The organism is Burkholderia sp. 22PA0106 (genome assembly GCF_047497155.1).
GTDB lineage: Bacteria > Pseudomonadota > Gammaproteobacteria > Burkholderiales > Burkholderiaceae > Burkholderia.
Map to the genome: position 1 here is coordinate 4,038,202 of NZ_CP163163.1, position 15,953 is coordinate 4,054,154.

General features: G+C 67.4%; 15 protein-coding genes. 3 read left to right on the plus strand and 12 right to left on the minus strand.

Features of this window, described 5'->3' with window-relative positions:
• Window positions 1–45: 45 nt before the first annotated feature.
• From AB4850_RS32990 to AB4850_RS33040, 11 genes are all read right to left on the minus strand, one after another.
• Complete coding sequence (locus AB4850_RS32990; protein WP_414443580.1) at window positions 46–1,110, minus strand: aromatic ring-hydroxylating oxygenase subunit alpha; 1,065 nt, start codon at window positions 1,108–1,110, stop codon at window positions 46–48.
• A 1-nt stretch (window position 1,111) separates the two neighbouring features.
• Window positions 1,112–1,783 (minus strand): acetyltransferase, encoded by a 672-nt coding sequence (locus AB4850_RS32995; RefSeq protein ID WP_414443581.1) that lies wholly within the window; start codon window positions 1,781–1,783, stop codon window positions 1,112–1,114.
• Window positions 1,784–1,797: 14 nt separating this feature from the next.
• Window positions 1,798–2,562, minus strand: coding sequence for an SDR family NAD(P)-dependent oxidoreductase (locus tag AB4850_RS33000; protein ID WP_414443582.1), 765 nt, complete (start codon window positions 2,560–2,562; stop codon window positions 1,798–1,800).
• Window positions 2,559–3,620 (minus strand): ketoacyl-ACP synthase III, encoded by a 1,062-nt coding sequence (locus AB4850_RS33005; RefSeq protein WP_414443583.1) that lies wholly within the window; start codon window positions 3,618–3,620, stop codon window positions 2,559–2,561. Before AB4850_RS33005 ends, AB4850_RS33000 begins: the two co-directional genes overlap by 4 nt.
• Before the next feature lie 2 nt (window positions 3,621–3,622).
• Window positions 3,623–3,844 carry an acyl carrier protein gene (locus AB4850_RS33010; protein ID WP_414443584.1) on the minus strand — a complete coding sequence of 74 codons (222 nt, stop codon included), beginning with the start codon at window positions 3,842–3,844 and terminating at the stop codon, window positions 3,623–3,625.
• A gap of 11 nt (window positions 3,845–3,855) precedes the next feature.
• Window positions 3,856–4,887, minus strand: a complete 1,032-nt coding sequence (locus AB4850_RS33015; protein ID WP_414443585.1) for a ketoacyl-ACP synthase III — start codon at window positions 4,885–4,887, stop codon at window positions 3,856–3,858.
• A complete protein-coding gene (locus AB4850_RS33020) occupies window positions 4,884–6,044 on the minus strand; it encodes a DegT/DnrJ/EryC1/StrS family aminotransferase (protein ID WP_414443586.1) in 1,161 nt (386 codons plus the stop codon). The genes AB4850_RS33015 and AB4850_RS33020 overlap by 4 nt, the downstream gene beginning before the upstream one ends.
• Entirely contained in the window at window positions 6,041–8,410 is a 2,370-nt protein-coding gene (locus tag AB4850_RS33025) for a tetratricopeptide repeat protein (protein ID WP_414443587.1), read from the minus strand. Before AB4850_RS33025 ends, AB4850_RS33020 begins: the two co-directional genes overlap by 4 nt.
• Window positions 8,411–8,663: 253 nt before the next feature.
• Window positions 8,664–8,966 (minus strand): flagellar protein FliT, encoded by a 303-nt coding sequence (locus AB4850_RS33030; RefSeq protein ID WP_414443588.1) that lies wholly within the window; start codon window positions 8,964–8,966, stop codon window positions 8,664–8,666.
• Between the two features lie 28 nt (window positions 8,967–8,994).
• Window positions 8,995–10,545: a flagellar filament capping protein FliD gene (fliD, locus tag AB4850_RS33035; protein ID WP_414443589.1), complete on the minus strand. Its 1,551-nt coding sequence runs from the start codon at window positions 10,543–10,545 to the stop codon at window positions 8,995–8,997.
• 191 nt (window positions 10,546–10,736) lie between these two features.
• Window positions 10,737–11,891, minus strand: coding sequence for a flagellin (locus tag AB4850_RS33040; protein ID WP_414443590.1), 1,155 nt, complete (start codon window positions 11,889–11,891; stop codon window positions 10,737–10,739).
• 592 nt (window positions 11,892–12,483) lie between these two features.
• On the opposite strand from AB4850_RS33040, the gene rpsU reads away from it, so the two are divergent.
• Entirely contained in the window at window positions 12,484–12,696 is a 213-nt protein-coding gene (gene rpsU / locus AB4850_RS33045; protein ID WP_006401410.1) for a 30S ribosomal protein S21, read from the plus strand.
• 99 nt (window positions 12,697–12,795) lie between these two features.
• On the opposite strand, the gene AB4850_RS33050 is transcribed toward rpsU, so the two are convergent.
• Window positions 12,796–13,428 (minus strand): DNA-3-methyladenine glycosylase I, encoded by a 633-nt coding sequence (locus AB4850_RS33050; RefSeq protein WP_414443591.1) that lies wholly within the window; start codon window positions 13,426–13,428, stop codon window positions 12,796–12,798.
• A gap of 167 nt (window positions 13,429–13,595) precedes the next feature.
• Between AB4850_RS33050 and AB4850_RS33055 the strand changes: the two genes are divergently transcribed.
• Window positions 13,596–14,480 (plus strand): BadF/BadG/BcrA/BcrD ATPase family protein, encoded by an 885-nt coding sequence (locus tag AB4850_RS33055; protein ID WP_414443592.1) that lies wholly within the window; start codon window positions 13,596–13,598, stop codon window positions 14,478–14,480.
• Window positions 14,481–14,589: 109 nt separating this feature from the next.
• Complete coding sequence (locus AB4850_RS33060) at window positions 14,590–15,417, plus strand: Cof-type HAD-IIB family hydrolase (protein WP_414443593.1); 828 nt, start codon at window positions 14,590–14,592, stop codon at window positions 15,415–15,417.
• Window positions 15,418–15,953: the final 536 nt, after the last annotated feature.

Here is a 15,953-nt window from a genome sequence, read left to right on the forward strand (position 1 = left end):
GGGAAAGAGAAGAGGCCTCAGTGATCCACGGCGGGAGCGGGGCTGTCAAGCGGCCGAGGCCGCCGCCGTCACGGCCACCGGCGCACCGGGCCGCAGCGCCGCATCGAACGCGCGGCACGACGCGCGGAAATGGTCGATCTTCGCCTCGGTATCGGCCGGGAACGCGAGCGGCGCCATCTGCCACGCGTCGCGCGGCATCCGTTGGCAGATCGCGTGATCCTCGTCGAACACCTGGCGGTTCAGCCGCGCCGTGGAGGCGAGGAACGGCTCGACGATCGCATCGGCCGACGCGCCCGTGGTGGGCACCGCATAGAGCCGGCTCGTGAAGCGCGTGAAGTTCGCGTCGCCGCCGGGCGGCAGGAAGTGCTGGAGCGAATACGAGTAGCCGTAGGTCGACGAAATCATCGTGAACGGGAACAGGTACAGGCTCAGGTAGCCCTCGTACTGAAAATCGATCGCGAACAGCCGGCGCAGCTTGGCGAGCTGGTTGCGCTGGCGCGAGGCGCCGAGCGGCGCGTACCAGGCCGAATTCGCGCCGTCGTAGCGGTTCTCGCCATCTTCGAGCGCGAGCGTGCCGAGCGAGCCCGGATGCACCGCGCCGATGTGATACGGCTCCAGCGCGTTTTCCACCGCCAGCGGCCAATAGCACTGGAAATCGTAGCGGTTCAGGTCCACGCGGCGGTCGATGTTGAACGAGATGTCGGCCACCAGCGCCTCGAACTCGCCGAGCTGGGTGCTCAGGTCGGTGGCCGGGCGAATCCCGACGAACAGGAAATCGCCGCACCAGTCGAGCGCGTAGCGACGCAGTTGCGCGCGCTCGACCTGGCAGTGCCGGAAGCGCTCGCGCTCGGGCACGATCAACTGCCCGTGACGGTAGGTCCAGCCGTGATAGGCGCAACTGGCCGGCTGGTTGCCGCCGTCGTCGAGGTACATGCGTGCGCCGCGATGCGGGCAGCGGTTGTCGAACGCGACGTAATCGCCGCCGTCGTTGAACACCACGATTTCGCCGGCCGCGCAGTCGAAGCGCACGAAATCGCCGTCGGCCGGCAGCTCGCGCCGATGCGCCACCAGGTGCCAGTGCCGCGCGACGAGTTCGAGATCGAAATCCATCTCAGAGCTTCTTGGCCGGGGCCGCGTACAGGGTCGCGCCGTCGGGCACCTTGCGCATCACCACCGCGCCCGCGCCGATCCGCGCGTCGTGGCCCACCGTCACGCGCGGTAGCACGCGCGCGCCCGAGCCGAAGAACACGCGCTCGCCCACCACCACGTGGCCGGTCAGATCGACGTGCGCGCTGAGCGTGGAGTAGGCGCCGAGCACGACGTCGTGGCCGACGCTCGACAGGATGTTGATGGCGGCGAAATCGCCCACCCGGCAATCGGCCGACAGCACCGCGTGCGGGCAGATCACCACGCCGATGCCGAGCGTGGCGCGGCGCGCCACCACGGCGCTCGGATGGCGCAGCGAGGCGAAGCGCGCGCCGCGCGCGGCCAGCCGTGCGACCACGCTGGCCTTGCCCTGCGGATCACCGATCCCGATCAGCACGGCGTCGCCGTCGGCGGGCTGGTAGGCGTCGATGTCGCCGAGCCAGGGCAGGTCGTAGCCGAAATTGGCCAGCGCATCGGCGCTGGCGTCGAGAAAGCCGGCCACGCGGGGGCCGAGCCCGGCGTCGGCCACGTCGTCGGCCCAGTTGATCAGTTCGCGCGCGAACGCGCCGCCACCGGCCACGATCAGGCGGGTGGCGTCGGGCGCGGCGGCCTGCGCGGCGGTGAGCGATGCATTCATCGGTTCGCCCTCACTCAGCGCACGCGGTAGCCGCCGTCGACGGCGAGCGCGGTGCCGGTGATCCAGCGGCTCGCCTCCGACAGCAGGAACAGCGCGGCCTGCGCCACGTCGTCCGGTTCGCCGAAGCCGAGCAGATGGCTGGCCTCGTAGGCGGCCACGGCCTCGTCGGGGCTGCCGCGCGTGAGGCGCTCGTGCATCGCGGTGCGCACCGCGCCCGCGGCGATCGCGTTGACGCGAATCCGGCGCGGCGCCAGCTCGCAAGCGAGCGAGCGCACCAGGCCCTCGATGCCGGCCTTGGCCGCCGAATAGGCGGTCATGCCGACCTGCCCCGTCGAGGCGGCCACCGACGACATCAGCACCAGCGAGCCGCCGTCGGCCAGCACGCCCTTCTTGGCGGCGGCGCGGGCGATGCCGAACGCGGCGAACAGGCTGCCGCCGAAGGTCTCGTCGAGCTGCGCCTGCTTCGTCATGCGTGCCGGGCGGATCAGTTCGGTGCCGGCCGCGTGGAACACGCCGGTCAGGCCGCCGTGCTGCTCGGCCAGTTGCGCGACCCAGTCGGCGGTGGCGTCGGCGTCGTCGAGCGCGCGCGCGTCGGCCGCGTGGCCGTCGCCGGCCAAGGCGGCGAGCGTGGCGGCGAGCCGTTCGGCGTCGCGTCCGCCGGCGATCACGCGGCCGCCCGCGGCGGCGATCGCGACGGCCGTGGCGCGGCCCAGGCCCGACGACGCGCCGGTGACGAGATAGGTGCCGCCGGCCAGGCAGCGATCGGAGAAGGCAGTCATAGTTCGATGGTGTCGACGACGGCGAGCGGCCCCGTCACGAGCGAGGCCGAGGCCCACGAGTAGCCGACGCCGAAGCCGAACATCGCCAGCCGCATCGCGCGCGTGGCGAGCGCCTCGCGCAGGTCGGTGGTCATCAGCAGCGGGATCGAGGCGCAGCTCGTGTTGCCGTAGGCGTTCAGGTTGAGGGGCACGCGATCGGCCGGCAGCCCGGCCTTCTTCGCGAGGTGCTTCAGCATGAACAGGTTCGCCTGGTGGAACAGGAAGGCGTCGTGGCCGTCCACGCCGTGGCCCGAGAGTTCGAGCGTGCGCGCCACCAGCGGCGGAATTCGCTTGAGCGTGAAATTGAAGATCTCGCCGCCGTCCATGTACAGGTGCGCGAGCGAGCGGCCCGCCAGGCGCGCGTCGTCAGCCGGCGCGGGGCGGCAGCCGCCGGCCGGCACGATCAGGTTCGGCACGCCGCCGCCGTCCGAGCCGATCACGAAGTGCGCGTCGGGGGCGGTGTCGTCGGCTTCGAGCGCGGTGACGGTGCCCGCGTCGCCGAACAGCAGCGCGGTGGCACGGTCCTCGGGATCGACCAGCTTGCTGATGGTGTCGCCCACCGCCAGCAGCACGCGGCGCGCCGCGCCGCTGCGGATCAGGTTCATGCCGAGCCACAGCGCCTGCGGATAGGCCGAGCAGCCGAGGTTGATGTCGAGCGCGATGGACGCGGCCGGCAGCCCCAGCGCGGCCTGCAGCACGAAGGCGGTGCCGGGCAGGCGGTAGTCGGGTGTCTGCGAGACGAACAGCACCGCGTCGACGTCCTCGCCGCGCCAGCCCAGCCCCTGCAACAGATGCGCGCCGGCCGCCCGGCACAGGTCGCCGGCGGTCTGGTGCTCGGCCGCGCGGCGGCGGCTTTCGACGCCGATCATCTTGACCACGTCGCGCACCGCCGCCTCGCCGAAGCGCTCGACGAACACCGTGTTCGGCACTTCCTGCGCGGGCAGGCACGACACCACGCCGGCCAGGCGGACGCCGCCTGCGCGCAGTTCCCGGCCGATCGGGGCGAGCGGCGCGTTCAAGTTCAGCCCTTTTGCGCGGCGACGAGCGCGTCGATGTCGGCGACCGTCTTGCACTCGCCGAGCGCCTGGCCGCTCAACAGCACGCCGAAGCAATCGTCGGCCAGCGCGATGGTCGAGACGATCGCGAGCGAATCCCAGTTGTGTTCGGCGAGCACCAGGGCGGGCGACACCTCGGCGGTGTCGATTTCGAAGACTTCCGCGAGTCCTTCGTAGAATGCGTTCATTGCGTTTCCTGCTAACAGTTCAACAGACAGCCGGCCCACGAGTAGCCGACGCCGAATCCGAGCAGCATCGCACGCGTGCCGCGCGCGAGCCTGCCGTCGGCGCGCAATTGCTCGAGGGCGAGCGGCAGCGTCGACGACACCGTGTTGCCGGTGTGCTCGACGAGGATCGGGAAGCGATCCTCGGGAATCTTCATCTTCTTGCGCAGCGCTTCGAGCATGAACCGGTTCGCCTGGTGCAGCACGAAGCAGCCGATCTCGTCGCGCACGAGGCCGGCGCGCTCCAGCAGCCGGTCGGCCGCGCGCGGCACCTCGGCGAGCGAGAACGCCATGACCTCGGCGCCGTTCATGTACAAGTGCTCGTCGGTGCGCACGTTGCCCGAGGCATCCTCGCGCTCGACCGCGCTCGCCGCGCTGCGCGGCTCGCGGAACAGGCCCGCGCGCACGATCAGGTTCTCGGCGCCGCGCCCGTCGGTGCCGAACACGAACGGGCCGATCGGCTCGGCGCCGGTGGCGTCAGCGTGCTCGTCGGCGCCGATCGCGGTGGCGGTGGCGCCGTCGCCGAACAGCGTGCGCACGCTCTTGTCGAGCGGGTGCAGGTATTTCGAATAGGTATCGGCCGTCAGCAGCAGCACGCAGCGCGCCGCGCCGGTTTCCACCAGGCCCTTGGCTAGCGACAGCCCGTACACGTAGCCCGAACAGCCGAGGTTCACGTCGAACGCGCCGGCGTGGGTCGGGATGCCGAGCCGGTGCTGCAGGATACAGGCCGAGGCGGGCAGGATGTAGTCGGGCGCCTGCGTGCAGAGGATCACGAAATCGATTTGCGATGCGCTTACCGTGCCCTTCGCGAACAGCCGCTGCGCGGCCGCGAACGCGAGGTCGGAGGCGGTTTCGCCGTCCGCGGCGATGCGCCGCTCGCGAATCCCGGTCTTCGCGAGGATCTTCTCGGCCGGCCACTCGGGATAGAGCGCCGCGAGCGTGTCGTTGCCGAGCACGCCGTCGGGAAGATGGCTCGCGATATCGAGGATCGCGGCGCGCGGATTCATCGGCCGGCCCCGGCGATCAGCGACACCACGCGCTCGATGTTCGCATCGGTGAGCGCCGGATAGATCGGCAGGCACAGCACGCGCCGCGACACGTCGCGCGCGACCGGCAGGTTGTCCGGATGCGCCGACGGCAGCCCGCGATAGTTCGGGAAATCCGAGATCAGCGGATAGAAGTAGCGGCGGCTGTAGATCTCGTGCTCGCGCAGGTGCTGATAGAGCGCGTCGCGCGCGAGCGGATAGTCGTCGTCCACCAGGATCGGGAAGTACGAGTGATTGACCACCTTCGCATCCACCGTCGGCACGCAGCGGATGCCGGGCACCTCGGCCAGCAGCTCGCGATAGCGCGCGTCGATCTCGGCGCGCCGTGCGAGCGCGGCATCGACGTGTTCCAGTTGCAGCAGCCCGAACGCGGCGTTGATCTCGCTCATCTTGGCGTTGATGCCCGGCGCCACCACCGTCACCTCGTCGACGAAGCCGAAGTTCTTCAGGTGATCGATGTGCTGCTTGGTCTTCGCGTCCGGGCAGATGATCGCGCCGCCTTCGAAGGTGTTGAACACCTTGGTGGCGTGGAAGCTCAGGATCGACAGGTCGCCGTGCTCCAGCACGCTGCTGTCGTGCATCTGCACGCCGAACGCGTGCGCGGCGTCGTAGATCACCTTCAGGTTGTAGTTGTCGGCGATGCGGCGGATCGCTTCCACGTCGCACGGCCGGCCGTAGCAGTGCACCGGCATGATGGCGGCCGTCTGCGGCGTGATGGCCGCCTCAATCTTCTTCGGATCGAGGTTCAGCGTGTGCGGATCGATGTCGACGAACACCGGCTTGATGCCGTTCCACAACAGCGAATGCGCGGTGGCGACGAACGAATACGGCGTGGTGATCACCTCGCCCGTGATGCGCAGCGCCTGCAAGGCCGTGACCAGCGCCAGTGTGCCGTTGGTGAACAGCGCCAGATGCTTGACGCCGAGATATTCGCAGAGCGCCTTCTCGAGCTTCTGGTGGAACGGGCCGGCGTTGGTGAGCACCTTGCTGTCCCAGATCTGCTCCAGATACGGCAGGAATTCGGCCAGCGGCGGCAGGTGCGGCTGCGTGACATAGATGCGCTCGTCGGCAACCGGTTCGACAACCGATTCGACGGCGCGCAGCGGCAGGGCGTTCATCGTGCTTCTCCGGTGAGAGCGGCGGATTCCTCCGCCACGACGGCGGATTCGGCGGTGCGTTCGGGCACCGTGAACGGCGCGGCCGGTTCGTCGGCGCACCAGCGCCGCCAGGCCATGCGCATCGCGTCGGCCACGCCCTGCGCGACGCGCGCGGGCTGGAAGCTGGTCACATTGCGGCAACGCGCGCGCATGCTGCCGCGCAGGGCGGCCAACTCTTGCGGGTCGTTCGCGAAGGCCACTGCCTTGGCCACGAAATCGTCGGCGTCGCGCGCCACGAACTGTTCGAGGCCGACCGTCGACATCCATACCGCACCGGCGCTGCCCGCGAGCGTGGCGCCGCGGATCGTCACGGTCGGCACGCCCATCCAGAGCGCGTTGAGCGCGGTGGTCGAGCCGGTGTACGGGAACGTGTCGAGGCAGAGGTCGACGTGGTGGTGCTGTTGCAGGTACACGGCGATCGGCGCGCGCGGCTGCAGGTCGAGCCGGTCGTGCGCGATGCCTTCGGCCGTGAACCAGTCGAGCAGCATCGCGGTGCCGCCGTCCTGCGGGATCGCGCCGATCCGCATCCGCGAGCCGGGCACCGCGTGCAGCACGCGCGCCCACACCGCGATCACGTCGTGGCGCAGCTTGTTCAGGCGGTTGAAGCTGGCGAACGTCACATGCCCGTTGTGCAGCGCCGGCAGCAGGTTGACCGGCGGCGCGTTGTCGGCCGGCTTGAACGCGCTGTTGGCCGGCATGTGGATGATCTTTTCGGTGAACTGGCGTTCCATCTCGCCGAACGGGATCGCATGGCGGTCGGCCAGGTAGTAATCCATCGCCTCCAGGCCGGTGGTGCCCGGGTAGCCGATCCAGGTGATCTGCACCGGCGCCGGCTTGCGCGCGAACACCGGCAGCCGGTTGCGGCCGGTGTGGCTCGACAGGTCGAGCAGGATGTCGATCCGGTCGGCGCGGATGCGCTCGACCAGGCGGTCGTCGGTGAAGCCGGCCACCGTCGTCCAGTGCTGCACGCAGGCGCGCAGCCGCACCGTGATCTGATCCTCGAGCGTGTGGTTGTGATAGACATGCAGCGAGAACGTCGGATCGTCCTTCAGCGTCTCGAGGATCGGCAGGGCGTACGAGGCCACCGCGTGGTTGAACATGTCGCCCGACACGATGCCCACGCGCAGCTTGCGCTCCGGTTCGCGCTTGTTGGCGTGGCGCGGCCAGCGCGCAAGGTACGGCGCCTCGTGGATCTTCGCGAACTGGCGGTGTTCGTCGAACAGCGTGGCGGCGTCGAGGCCCGGGTGGTGGGTGCGGCAGAACAACAGGTTGCTGTGCATCGCGGCGTCGCGCGGCGACAGTTCGTGTGCGCGGCCGAAGCTGGCCTCGGCTTCGGTGGTGGCGCCCAGTTCGCTGAGCGCGACGGCCAGCGAGCCATGCATCTGCACCGAATTCGGCGCCAGCTCGACCGAGCGGCGGCCCGCCTCGATCGCCTCGACGGTCCGGCCCGCGGCCGTCAGCGTCGCATTCAGCACGCGCCACATTTCGGCGTTGTCCGGATCGAGCGCGAGCACGCGGCGGATCTCGCGTTCCGAATCGGCAAGGCGGTTGCCGAGGCGAAACACGTCGGCCAGCAGCAGGCCCATCGCGACGTCGCTCGGATCGAGCGTGGTGGCGCGGATGAGCGGTTCGGTCGCTTCCAGGTATTGGCCGTCCTTGTGCATCGCGTTGCACAGTGAACGCCAGGCCACGCTGCTCGACGGGTAGCGTTGCGTCAGCGTGTGCGCGAGCTTGATGGCCTCGCCGTAGCGCTTCTTGTTGTAGAGCGCGTTGAAGCGGCTCGTGTCCTGAGCCGTCGGGTGGCGCACCACACCGCGCGTTTCCGCGGCCGGCGCGGGCGCCGGGGCTGCGGCCACGCGGGCCGGCGCGGCGCTGGCTGCGTTCGCGGCGGCCGTGAACACCGTGGCCGCCTTGCCCTCCGCCGACAGCGCCAGGCGCTGGATCAACCCATCGACCGCCGGCCCCTTGAAGCCGCGCTGCTGGCACATGCCGAGCGCCGTCCAGGCCGCCGAGACCTGGCCCGCCTCGATCAGCGCGTTGACATAGCTGACCCAGTGCTGGCCGTTGTTCGGATCGATGCCGAGCGCTGCCTCGAAGTGCGGCAGCGCGCCGTGGGCGTCGCCGCTCTGCACTTTCAGCACGGCGAGGTTGTAGTTGGCGTCGACCTGATCGGGCTTCGCGCCGAGGATCGCCTCGTAAAGCGCCTGCGCATCGGCGAGCTCGCCGCGATGATGATGGGCGATTGCGTTCTTGAGCACGAACGCGATGTCCGCGTCGAACTGCTGTTGCTGTTCAGGCGAGAGGCCGGCGGACATCGTATCGGACATGGGAAAACCGGACGGAAGAAGCGAATGGTGAGAATTATCCGGCTGGCCTCGGCCCGGCGAAGCGTGGAACTGACCGGTAAACGGGCGTCAATTTCATCGATGTGAATGCGGGCGGGGAAACGGGGCGGGAACGCAGGCGGGAGCGTGATGCGCGGCGCGCTGGCGGCCGCACAGAAAAACGGCCCGCGCAAGGCGGGCCGTGAGTTGAACGAGCGCGCGCTCGTGCGCGCGAATTGTTATTCGGGCAGGCCGCTCAGAAGCGCAGTGCGGCCTGGTTGTACTGTTTGGCCGCGTTCAGGCGTTCCGAGGCGGTCCGGTATTCGTGTTGCAGTTCCTCGCTGGCGCGTGCCGTTTCGGCCGTGATGCCGGCGTCGAGCGCCTGGATTTCTCGGATCATCAGCAGATCTTCCGGCGTTTGGGCCGCGTCGAGCGATTGCAGGTAGGGCGCGCGCGCGCCGATCAGGCGCTCGGCGCCTTCCCAGTCGGCAAGCCGCACCGCGCGGTCGATCTCGTGCGTCATCGACAGCAGTTGCGAGACGAGAATGTGCTGGTCCATGTCCGGTTCTCCAGGAGGCGGGCGTGGCTCAGGACGACTTGTTGGTCGCCAGCGCGCCGGCGCTGTTGGTGCCGCCGAACAGCGCGGTCAAGTAGTTCTGCTGCTGGTTCATGTTGGCCAGCACGGTGTTCAACTGCGTGAACTGCGCGTTGTACTGCGTGGTCAGCGTCGCCGCGTAGGCCGACAGCGTGGTCTGCTGCGCCGTCAGGCTCTTCAGGTCGGTCTGCACCGCATTGGCGCTGAGGGTCAGAATGCCGCTTTTGGGGTCCGTGTACGACGTGATCGCCGCGTTGATCTGCTCGCCGAGGCCGTTGGTGCTGTTGAACAGCGTCGAGGCCGCGGTGGGGTTGTTGGTCAGCGCGTTGGTCAGGGCCGTCTGGTCGACGATCAGCGTGCCGGCCGGCTGCCCCGCGGTGGTGCCGTCGGCCACCGTGATGCCGAGCTGCTGCAGTGTCGCACCCACGCCGTTGCTGTTGACGGCGCTGCCGAGGATCGACTGCATCTGGGTGCTGATCGTGTTCAGCGTCGAATCGCCGAACAGCGGGCCGGTGACGGGGGCGGTCGGGTTGGTGTTGTCGAACGAGCCGACCGTGGCGATCGCCTGCACCAGCGTGTTGTAGTTGCTGACGAACGTCGTGACCGCCGAGGCCTGCTTGGTCGTATCGGCCGCGATCGTCAGCGTTTGCGTGGTCGCCGGGTTGGTCACGGCGGCTTGCGTGAGGTTCAGCGTGACGCCGTTGATCACGTTGGTGACGGCGTTGGTCGGGCTCAGGTTGGTCACGCCGTTGACCGTGACCGAGGCGTCCTGCGCGCCCGACGACTGCGCCCATTTGGTCGCCGTGGTGGTGCCGGTGGTGATCGTCGACTGGCCGCCCGTAGTGTTCGGCGTCGAGGTGACCGCCAGATTCGACAGGCCGTTGTCGGTGGTGGCGTTGACGGCCACCGAGATGGTGTTGGCCGCGCCGCTGTTGTTCGCGCGCAGCACCAGGTGGGCGCCGTCGCTGCCGGTCACGATGCTGGCCGTCACGCCGGGGTTGTCGCTCGCGTTGTTGATCGCGGAGGCGATGCCCGACAGGGTGTTGTTGGTGGAATCGAGCGAGATCGTCGACGATTTGCCGTTGACCGTCAGCGTCATCGAGCCGGTGCCGAGCGCGGCGGTGGAATCGAAGGCCGGCGAGGTCAGCGATTGCGATTGCGCGATCTGGTTGACGGTCACGCCATAGGAGGCGGCCACGGCGCCGGTGGCGGTGGTCGCGGTCAGGCCCGTGCCGCCCGAGGTGGTCGCGGTGAAGGTTTGCGCGAACGAGCCGTCGGTCAGCGTGGAAAGCGAGCTTTGCAGGTTCTGCAGCGCAGTCTGCAGGCTGGTGTACGCAGCGGCCTTGTTGTTGTCGGTGAGGACAGCGGTCGACAGGATCGCCGTTTGGCCGGCGGTCTTGGAGTTGACCAGCGCGGTCACGAGCGAATTGACGTCGAGGTTGGCATTGCCCGTCGTGCCGTTGATGATCGACTGTGCGGCTTGCTGCAACGCGGAACTGCTGCTGATCGCGTTGTTGGACGTGGATGACGTAATCGTGGACATCGCGGGGCTCCGTGGCGCCGTCGGTGGCGCTGACAAGTCGGTTTGACCGTGCGGATACTGCTGGAAACCGGAGAAAAACGGAAGACTTCAAAAGCAAAAAACGCGCGGCAGCCACGAGGAAGACTGCACCGCCGCGCGAACAGGCCGCCCATGAGGGCGCGGCCCGGTTTTCAAAGCACCTGCCTGATGCCTTACTGCAGGAGCTTCAGAACTTGCTGCGGCAGCGAGTTCGCTTGAGCCAGCACCGAGATGCCAGCTTGTTGCAGCACTTGCGCCTTGCTCAGGTTCGCGGTTTCCTGCGCGAAGTCCGCGCTCTGGATTTGCGACTGGGCCGACGACAGGTTCGTCGAGTTTTGTTGCTGCGTTTGCGCGATGGCGGTCAAACGGTTTTGCGTCGCGCCCAGCGTTGCCTGCAGGTTGTTCACCGTCGACAGCGCGTTTTCGATCGCGACCAGGGCCTGATTGGCGCCCGTGGTGTTGCTGATGTTGATGTTCGCCACGGTCGGCGGAGCGTTGACCGAGTTGATCTGCGTGATCATGTTGGCGGCCGCGCTGGCTTGCGCCGTCGTCATGCCGCTCGTGGCGCCCGTCGACAGCGTCAGGTTCGTGACGGCCGTACCCGTGCCGGCTGCCGTACCCGTCGTGAAGATCGCGCCGACTGCCGTCGTGCTCAGCGCTTGACCGTTCTGGTCCGTGAACGTGAAGCCGCCCTTGCCGTCCGACAGAACGTTGACCGACGTGATCGCCGGGTTGGTTGCCGTCGTGGCCGCGCCGTTGGTGTCGAGGTGCAGGTTCGAGATCGTGCCGACCGTTTCACCTTGTGCCACCAGACCGCCGCCGATCTTGGCAGCCGACAGGCTTTGGCTCAGGTCCAGGCTGACCGTCTGGCCGACGTTCGCGCCGACCTGGAACGTCGTGATGCCGGCGGAACCGTCGAGCAGGTTCTTGCCGTTGAAGTTCGTTTGCGAAGCAATACGATTCACTTCCGAGATCTGCGCGGCAACTTCTTGCTCGGCAGCAGCCTGGTCGCTGGTCGACAGCGTGCCCGTTGCGGCCTGGTTGGCCAGCGTCCGGATACGTTGCAGGCTGGTCGTCAGTGCTGACAGGGCGCTCGACGAGCTCTGGATCAGCGAGACGGCGTCGTTCGTGTTCGACACGCCTTGGTTCAGGCCGTTGATGGCCGTTTGCATGCGGGTCGAGATTGCCAGACCGGCTGCATCGTCTGCTGCGCTGTTGATGCGGTTGCCCGACGACAGACGCGTGATGGCTTGCGACAGTGCGCTTTGCGAGCCGTTCAGGTTTTGCTGAGCGACCAGCGAGTTGATATTGCTTGTAATTCCGAGCATGGTAAATCTCCTAAAAGCCGATAAGCCTTTGACAAGCCAACGTGGGCATCGGCGGACGCACTCGTTCTTTGCTGGCCGCCTCAAAGCAGGATTTCGGCGCTCCCAAAAAAAACTTGAGGGGGAAGATTGCGATCACTTGCAATTTCTTCCGATTTTTTGTCGGAGGCGCACTTGCCGGGGATGTTTCGCTCGAATCCCGCAGTGGTGCTGCGTTGCGGGATGCCGAGCGGGGGTGTTGCAGCCCCGTCCCTGATTGTTAACGGTTTTCTCGCGATTCTCTTGAGCCGCCGTGTGCTCGAAATTTGTCTGCCGGGTGCGGTAAACCGCTGGCTCTGCGAATGTTTACCTGCTAGCATGGCGGGCTGAATTGAGATTTCTGTCAAGCCCTTGCCGTTTCGGCATGTCAAAGCTGGCAGTCAAACGCGGCGCCGGTTGCAGCTTGCCGAGCGTTTCGCGGCGCATTCCGCCTCTCTTTTCCGGCCTCCCAGGCCACAAAACCCGCTCGTTTCGCCTGTTGTGGGAACGCCCGGAAGGCCGGTGCGTGGCGCTTGGCCGCTACGTTTTTGACCGTATCAAGCAATTTAGGAACGACATGACGACGATTCTTCTGAAAGAAAACGAGCCGTTCGAAGTAGCGATCCGCCGCTTCCGCCGCGCGATCGAAAAGAACGGCCTGATCGCTGAGCTGCGCGAGCGCCAGTCCTACGAAAAGCCGACCGCCGTGCGCAAGCGCAAGAAGGCGGCAGCTGTGAAGCGCCTGCACAAGCGCCTGCGCAGCCAAATGCTGCCCAAGAAGCTCCACTAAGGCTTCCCCGGTTCGCATTGAAGCGGCGGTGTCCCTCGAAAGAGGGGCACCGCCGTTTTGCTTTGGGGCGGTGCTTTCTCGCTTACGGCGGTGTTGCGTTCAGGCCACGCCGGTTTTTCCGGCCCGCTTGGCCGTGTTTTTCTCCGCTGCCTTGGCGCCGGGCTGGCCCAGCGCCGCGCAGGCGTCGCGGCATGGGCAGTCGAATTCGTGATCGTTGACCATCCCGGTGGCCTGCATCAGCGCATAGCAGATCGTCGAACCGACGAACTTGAGCCCGTAGCCCTTGAGCGCCTTGCTCATGGCGTCCGAGACGGCGGTGGAGGCCGGCGCGTCGCGGTACGACTTCCAGTCGTTCTGGATCGGCACGCCGCCGACGAACGACCACAGGAAGGCATCGAGCGAGCCGTGTTCGGCGCGAATGCGCTGCACGGCGCGCGCATTGCCGATCGTCGATTCGATCTTGGCGCGGTGGCGCACGATGCCGGGGTTCTGCATCAAGGTGTCGACCTGGGCGGCCGTGAAGCGCGCCACGGCGTCGGCGTCGAAATTCGCGAATGCGGCGCGGTAGCCTTCGCGTTTGTTGAGGATCGTCGACCACGACAGCCCGGCCTGCGCGCCTTCCAGGATCAACATCTCGAACAGGTAGCGTTCGTCGTGGGCCGGACGGCCCCATTCGGTGTCGTGATAAAGCGCATCGGCATCCGTGCGGACCCAGTTGCAGCGTTCACTCATCGATTCCTCGCGCCTCGGGTGGGTGCCGGCGCTCATGCCGGCACGGAAGGCGCCCAGCATAGCGCAATGCCCGTGCCGCGCAAGCCGGCCATCCGGCCAATGGGCGGGGCGCGCCGATGCGGTTAAGCTCTCGGCTCGACTGATCGGCAATTCCGGAGTGTTTCACCATGACAGAGCCCACCTACCTGATCGGCATCGACGGCGGCGGCACCGGCACGCGCGCGGTGCTGGCCGATGCCCACGGGCGCGAACTCGCGCGCGGCAGCGGCGGCCCGTCGGGGCTGGCGCTCGGCATCGAGGGGGCATGGCGCTCGATCGAGGCGGCCTGCGCGCAGGCGTTCGAGCAGGCCGGCCTGTCGCTGGACTGGGCGCGCTGCACGATGGGCTGCGGCCTGGCCGGCAGCAATCACGCGGCGTGGCTCGAGGCGTTCCTGGCCAGCGCGCCGGTACCGGCGCTGGCGGTGGAGAACGATGCCTACACCACCGTGCTCGGCGCGCACGGCGGGGCGGCGGGCGTGATCGTCGCGCTCGGCACCGGCAGCGTGGCGGCCGCGATCGATGCGCAGGGCGCGTGCCGAATTTCGGGTGGCTACGGTTTCCCGTCGGGCGACGAAGCCAGCGGCGCCTGGTTCGGGCTGCGTGCGCTCGCGCATGCGCAGCAGGCGCTCGACGGCCGCGCGTCGCGCGATGCGTTGGCCGAGTCGCTGATTGGCCTCACTGGCGCGACCGACCGCGACAGCCTCGTGGTGTGGTCCTGCGCCGCCAACCAGACGGCCTACGCCACGCTCGCGCCGGCCGTATTCGCGCATCGCGCGCATCCGCTTGCCGAACGCCTGATTGCCGAGGCCGGCGAGGCGATCGGCCGCATGATCGATGTGCTTGATCCTGATCAATCTTTGCCAGTTGCGCTGTGCGGTGGCCTGGCCGGTCAACTCGAAGCGGCCGTGCCGGCGGCGCACCGGGCCCGATTGCGCGCGCCGCTGGCCGATTCCGCGCACGGCGCGTTGCAACTGGCGCAACGCGAAGCCGCGCGCCGCGCCGGGGGGCGCTGAAGTGGGCGATGACCAGCCCGGCCGGCAGGCTGCGGCGGCGCTGATGCAGCGCGACGTGTAGGCGCGGCAGCGTAAAATGCCAGCTTTCCGCGCCCAGCCCACTCCCGCCATGTACAAAGTCATCTGCACCGATCTCGACGGCACGCTGCTCAACCGCGACCACCAGCTCGATCCGTACACGGTCGAGACGGTTCAGCGGCTGGCGTTCGACGGCGTGCCGTTCATCATCGCGACGGGGCGCCATCATGCCGACGTGGCCGGCATTCGCGACGTGCTCGGCATCCGGCCGTACCTGATCACGTCGAACGGCGCGCGCGTGCACGCACCCGACGACACGCCGCTCCACGCGCGCGACATCGCGCCGGAAATGGTGCGTGAGCTGGTGCGTCCCGAAGTGGTCGGCCAGCACGGCCGCGTAATCGTGAACCTGTTTACCGACAAAAGCTGGCTGATCGATCGCGAAGCACCGGATCTGCTCGAGTTCCATCAGGATTCGGGCTTCGTCTACCGTGTCACCGATTTGCTTGCGCACGACGGCACCGATGTCGCCAAGGTGCTCTATATCGGCGAGCCGCAGGATCTGGCGGCAGTGGCCGCCAATCTGAAGAACCGCTTCGGCGAGACGCTGTACGTCACCTATTCGCTGCCCGATTGCCTGGAGGTGATGACGGCCGGCGTCTCGAAGGGCCGCGCGCTGCGTGTCGTGCTGGAGCGGCTCGGCCTCGATCGCGCGCACTGCGTGGCGTTCGGCGACAACATGAACGACATCGATCTGCTGGAAACGGCCGGCTTCCCGTTCATGATGAACAACGCCAATCCGGACCTCATGCTGCGCCTGCCCGAGGTGCCGCGCATCGGCAGCAACGCCGAAGCCGGGGTGGCCCGGCATCTGCGCAGCCTGTTCGAACTCGACGCCGGGGCCGGCATCGCGCGCTGAGGCGGCGCCGGCCCGCAAACCGTCGGCCGCCATTCACACTCGGGCGCCATCGTGTTCACTGATAAAACAATGCGCCGGAGTACCGGTTCGAGAAAATAGGCCGAATGGCGTTTCTGATTCGGCAGTGCCTGTGCCGGGCGTTTCTCCATTGCCGTGCATGCGCCATTCGGTTGGCCGCCAGCCTTTTGCCGGCGTGGCTTGGCGCGATTGCGCAACACCTTCCGCACGTTTAACTTTCCGACACCTTTTCGTCACGATTCGAGTCAGAAAGGGCGTTAATTTTGTCACCGTGATGGGGCGTAACGCGATGCAATTGACGCATCCCGTTTCGTTAAGGATTATGGGGAAAGCCAGCGCGCGTCGAAGCGTCAAGGATTGTTAAATCCGAGATGGATCGGGTACGAATTTCTTTAGAATTAACTCGGTGTCCAAATAGAGTGGGTCCGCTATAAATTCTTTTCGTAAGAATTCGTTTTGATTGAATTCCGGTGCAGTGCCGATTGCGAAAAGCGGGAATAGTGATTAGGCTCCGATGG

Excerpts from the sequence above, each read along its gene's own strand:
- AB4850_RS32990 (WP_414443580.1), bottom strand. The coding sequence starts at position 1,110 with ATGGATTTCGATCTCGAACTCGTCGCGCGGCACTGGCACCTGGTGGCG.
- AB4850_RS32995 (WP_414443581.1), bottom strand. The coding sequence starts at position 1,783 with ATGAATGCATCGCTCACCGCCGCGCAGGCCGCCGCGCCCGACGCCACC.
- AB4850_RS33000 (WP_414443582.1), bottom strand. The coding sequence starts at position 2,562 with ATGACTGCCTTCTCCGATCGCTGCCTGGCCGGCGGCACCTATCTCGTC.
- AB4850_RS33010 (WP_414443584.1), bottom strand. The coding sequence starts at position 3,844 with ATGAACGCATTCTACGAAGGACTCGCGGAAGTCTTCGAAATCGACACC.
- AB4850_RS33015 (WP_414443585.1), bottom strand. The coding sequence starts at position 4,887 with ATGAATCCGCGCGCCGCGATCCTCGATATCGCGAGCCATCTTCCCGAC.
- AB4850_RS33020 (WP_414443586.1), bottom strand. The coding sequence starts at position 6,044 with ATGAACGCCCTGCCGCTGCGCGCCGTCGAATCGGTTGTCGAACCGGTT.
- AB4850_RS33025 (WP_414443587.1), bottom strand. The coding sequence starts at position 8,410 with ATGTCCGATACGATGTCCGCCGGCCTCTCGCCTGAACAGCAACAGCAG.
- AB4850_RS33030 (WP_414443588.1), bottom strand. The coding sequence starts at position 8,966 with ATGGACCAGCACATTCTCGTCTCGCAACTGCTGTCGATGACGCACGAG.
- fliD (WP_414443589.1), bottom strand. The coding sequence starts at position 10,545 with ATGTCCACGATTACGTCATCCACGTCCAACAACGCGATCAGCAGCAGT.
- AB4850_RS33040 (WP_414443590.1), bottom strand. The coding sequence starts at position 11,891 with ATGCTCGGAATTACAAGCAATATCAACTCGCTGGTCGCTCAGCAAAAC.
- rpsU (WP_006401410.1), top strand. The coding sequence starts at position 12,484 with ATGACGACGATTCTTCTGAAAGAAAACGAGCCGTTCGAAGTAGCGATC.
- AB4850_RS33050 (WP_414443591.1), bottom strand. The coding sequence starts at position 13,428 with ATGAGTGAACGCTGCAACTGGGTCCGCACGGATGCCGATGCGCTTTAT.
- AB4850_RS33055 (WP_414443592.1), top strand. The coding sequence starts at position 13,596 with ATGACAGAGCCCACCTACCTGATCGGCATCGACGGCGGCGGCACCGGC.
- AB4850_RS33060 (WP_414443593.1), top strand. The coding sequence starts at position 14,590 with ATGTACAAAGTCATCTGCACCGATCTCGACGGCACGCTGCTCAACCGC.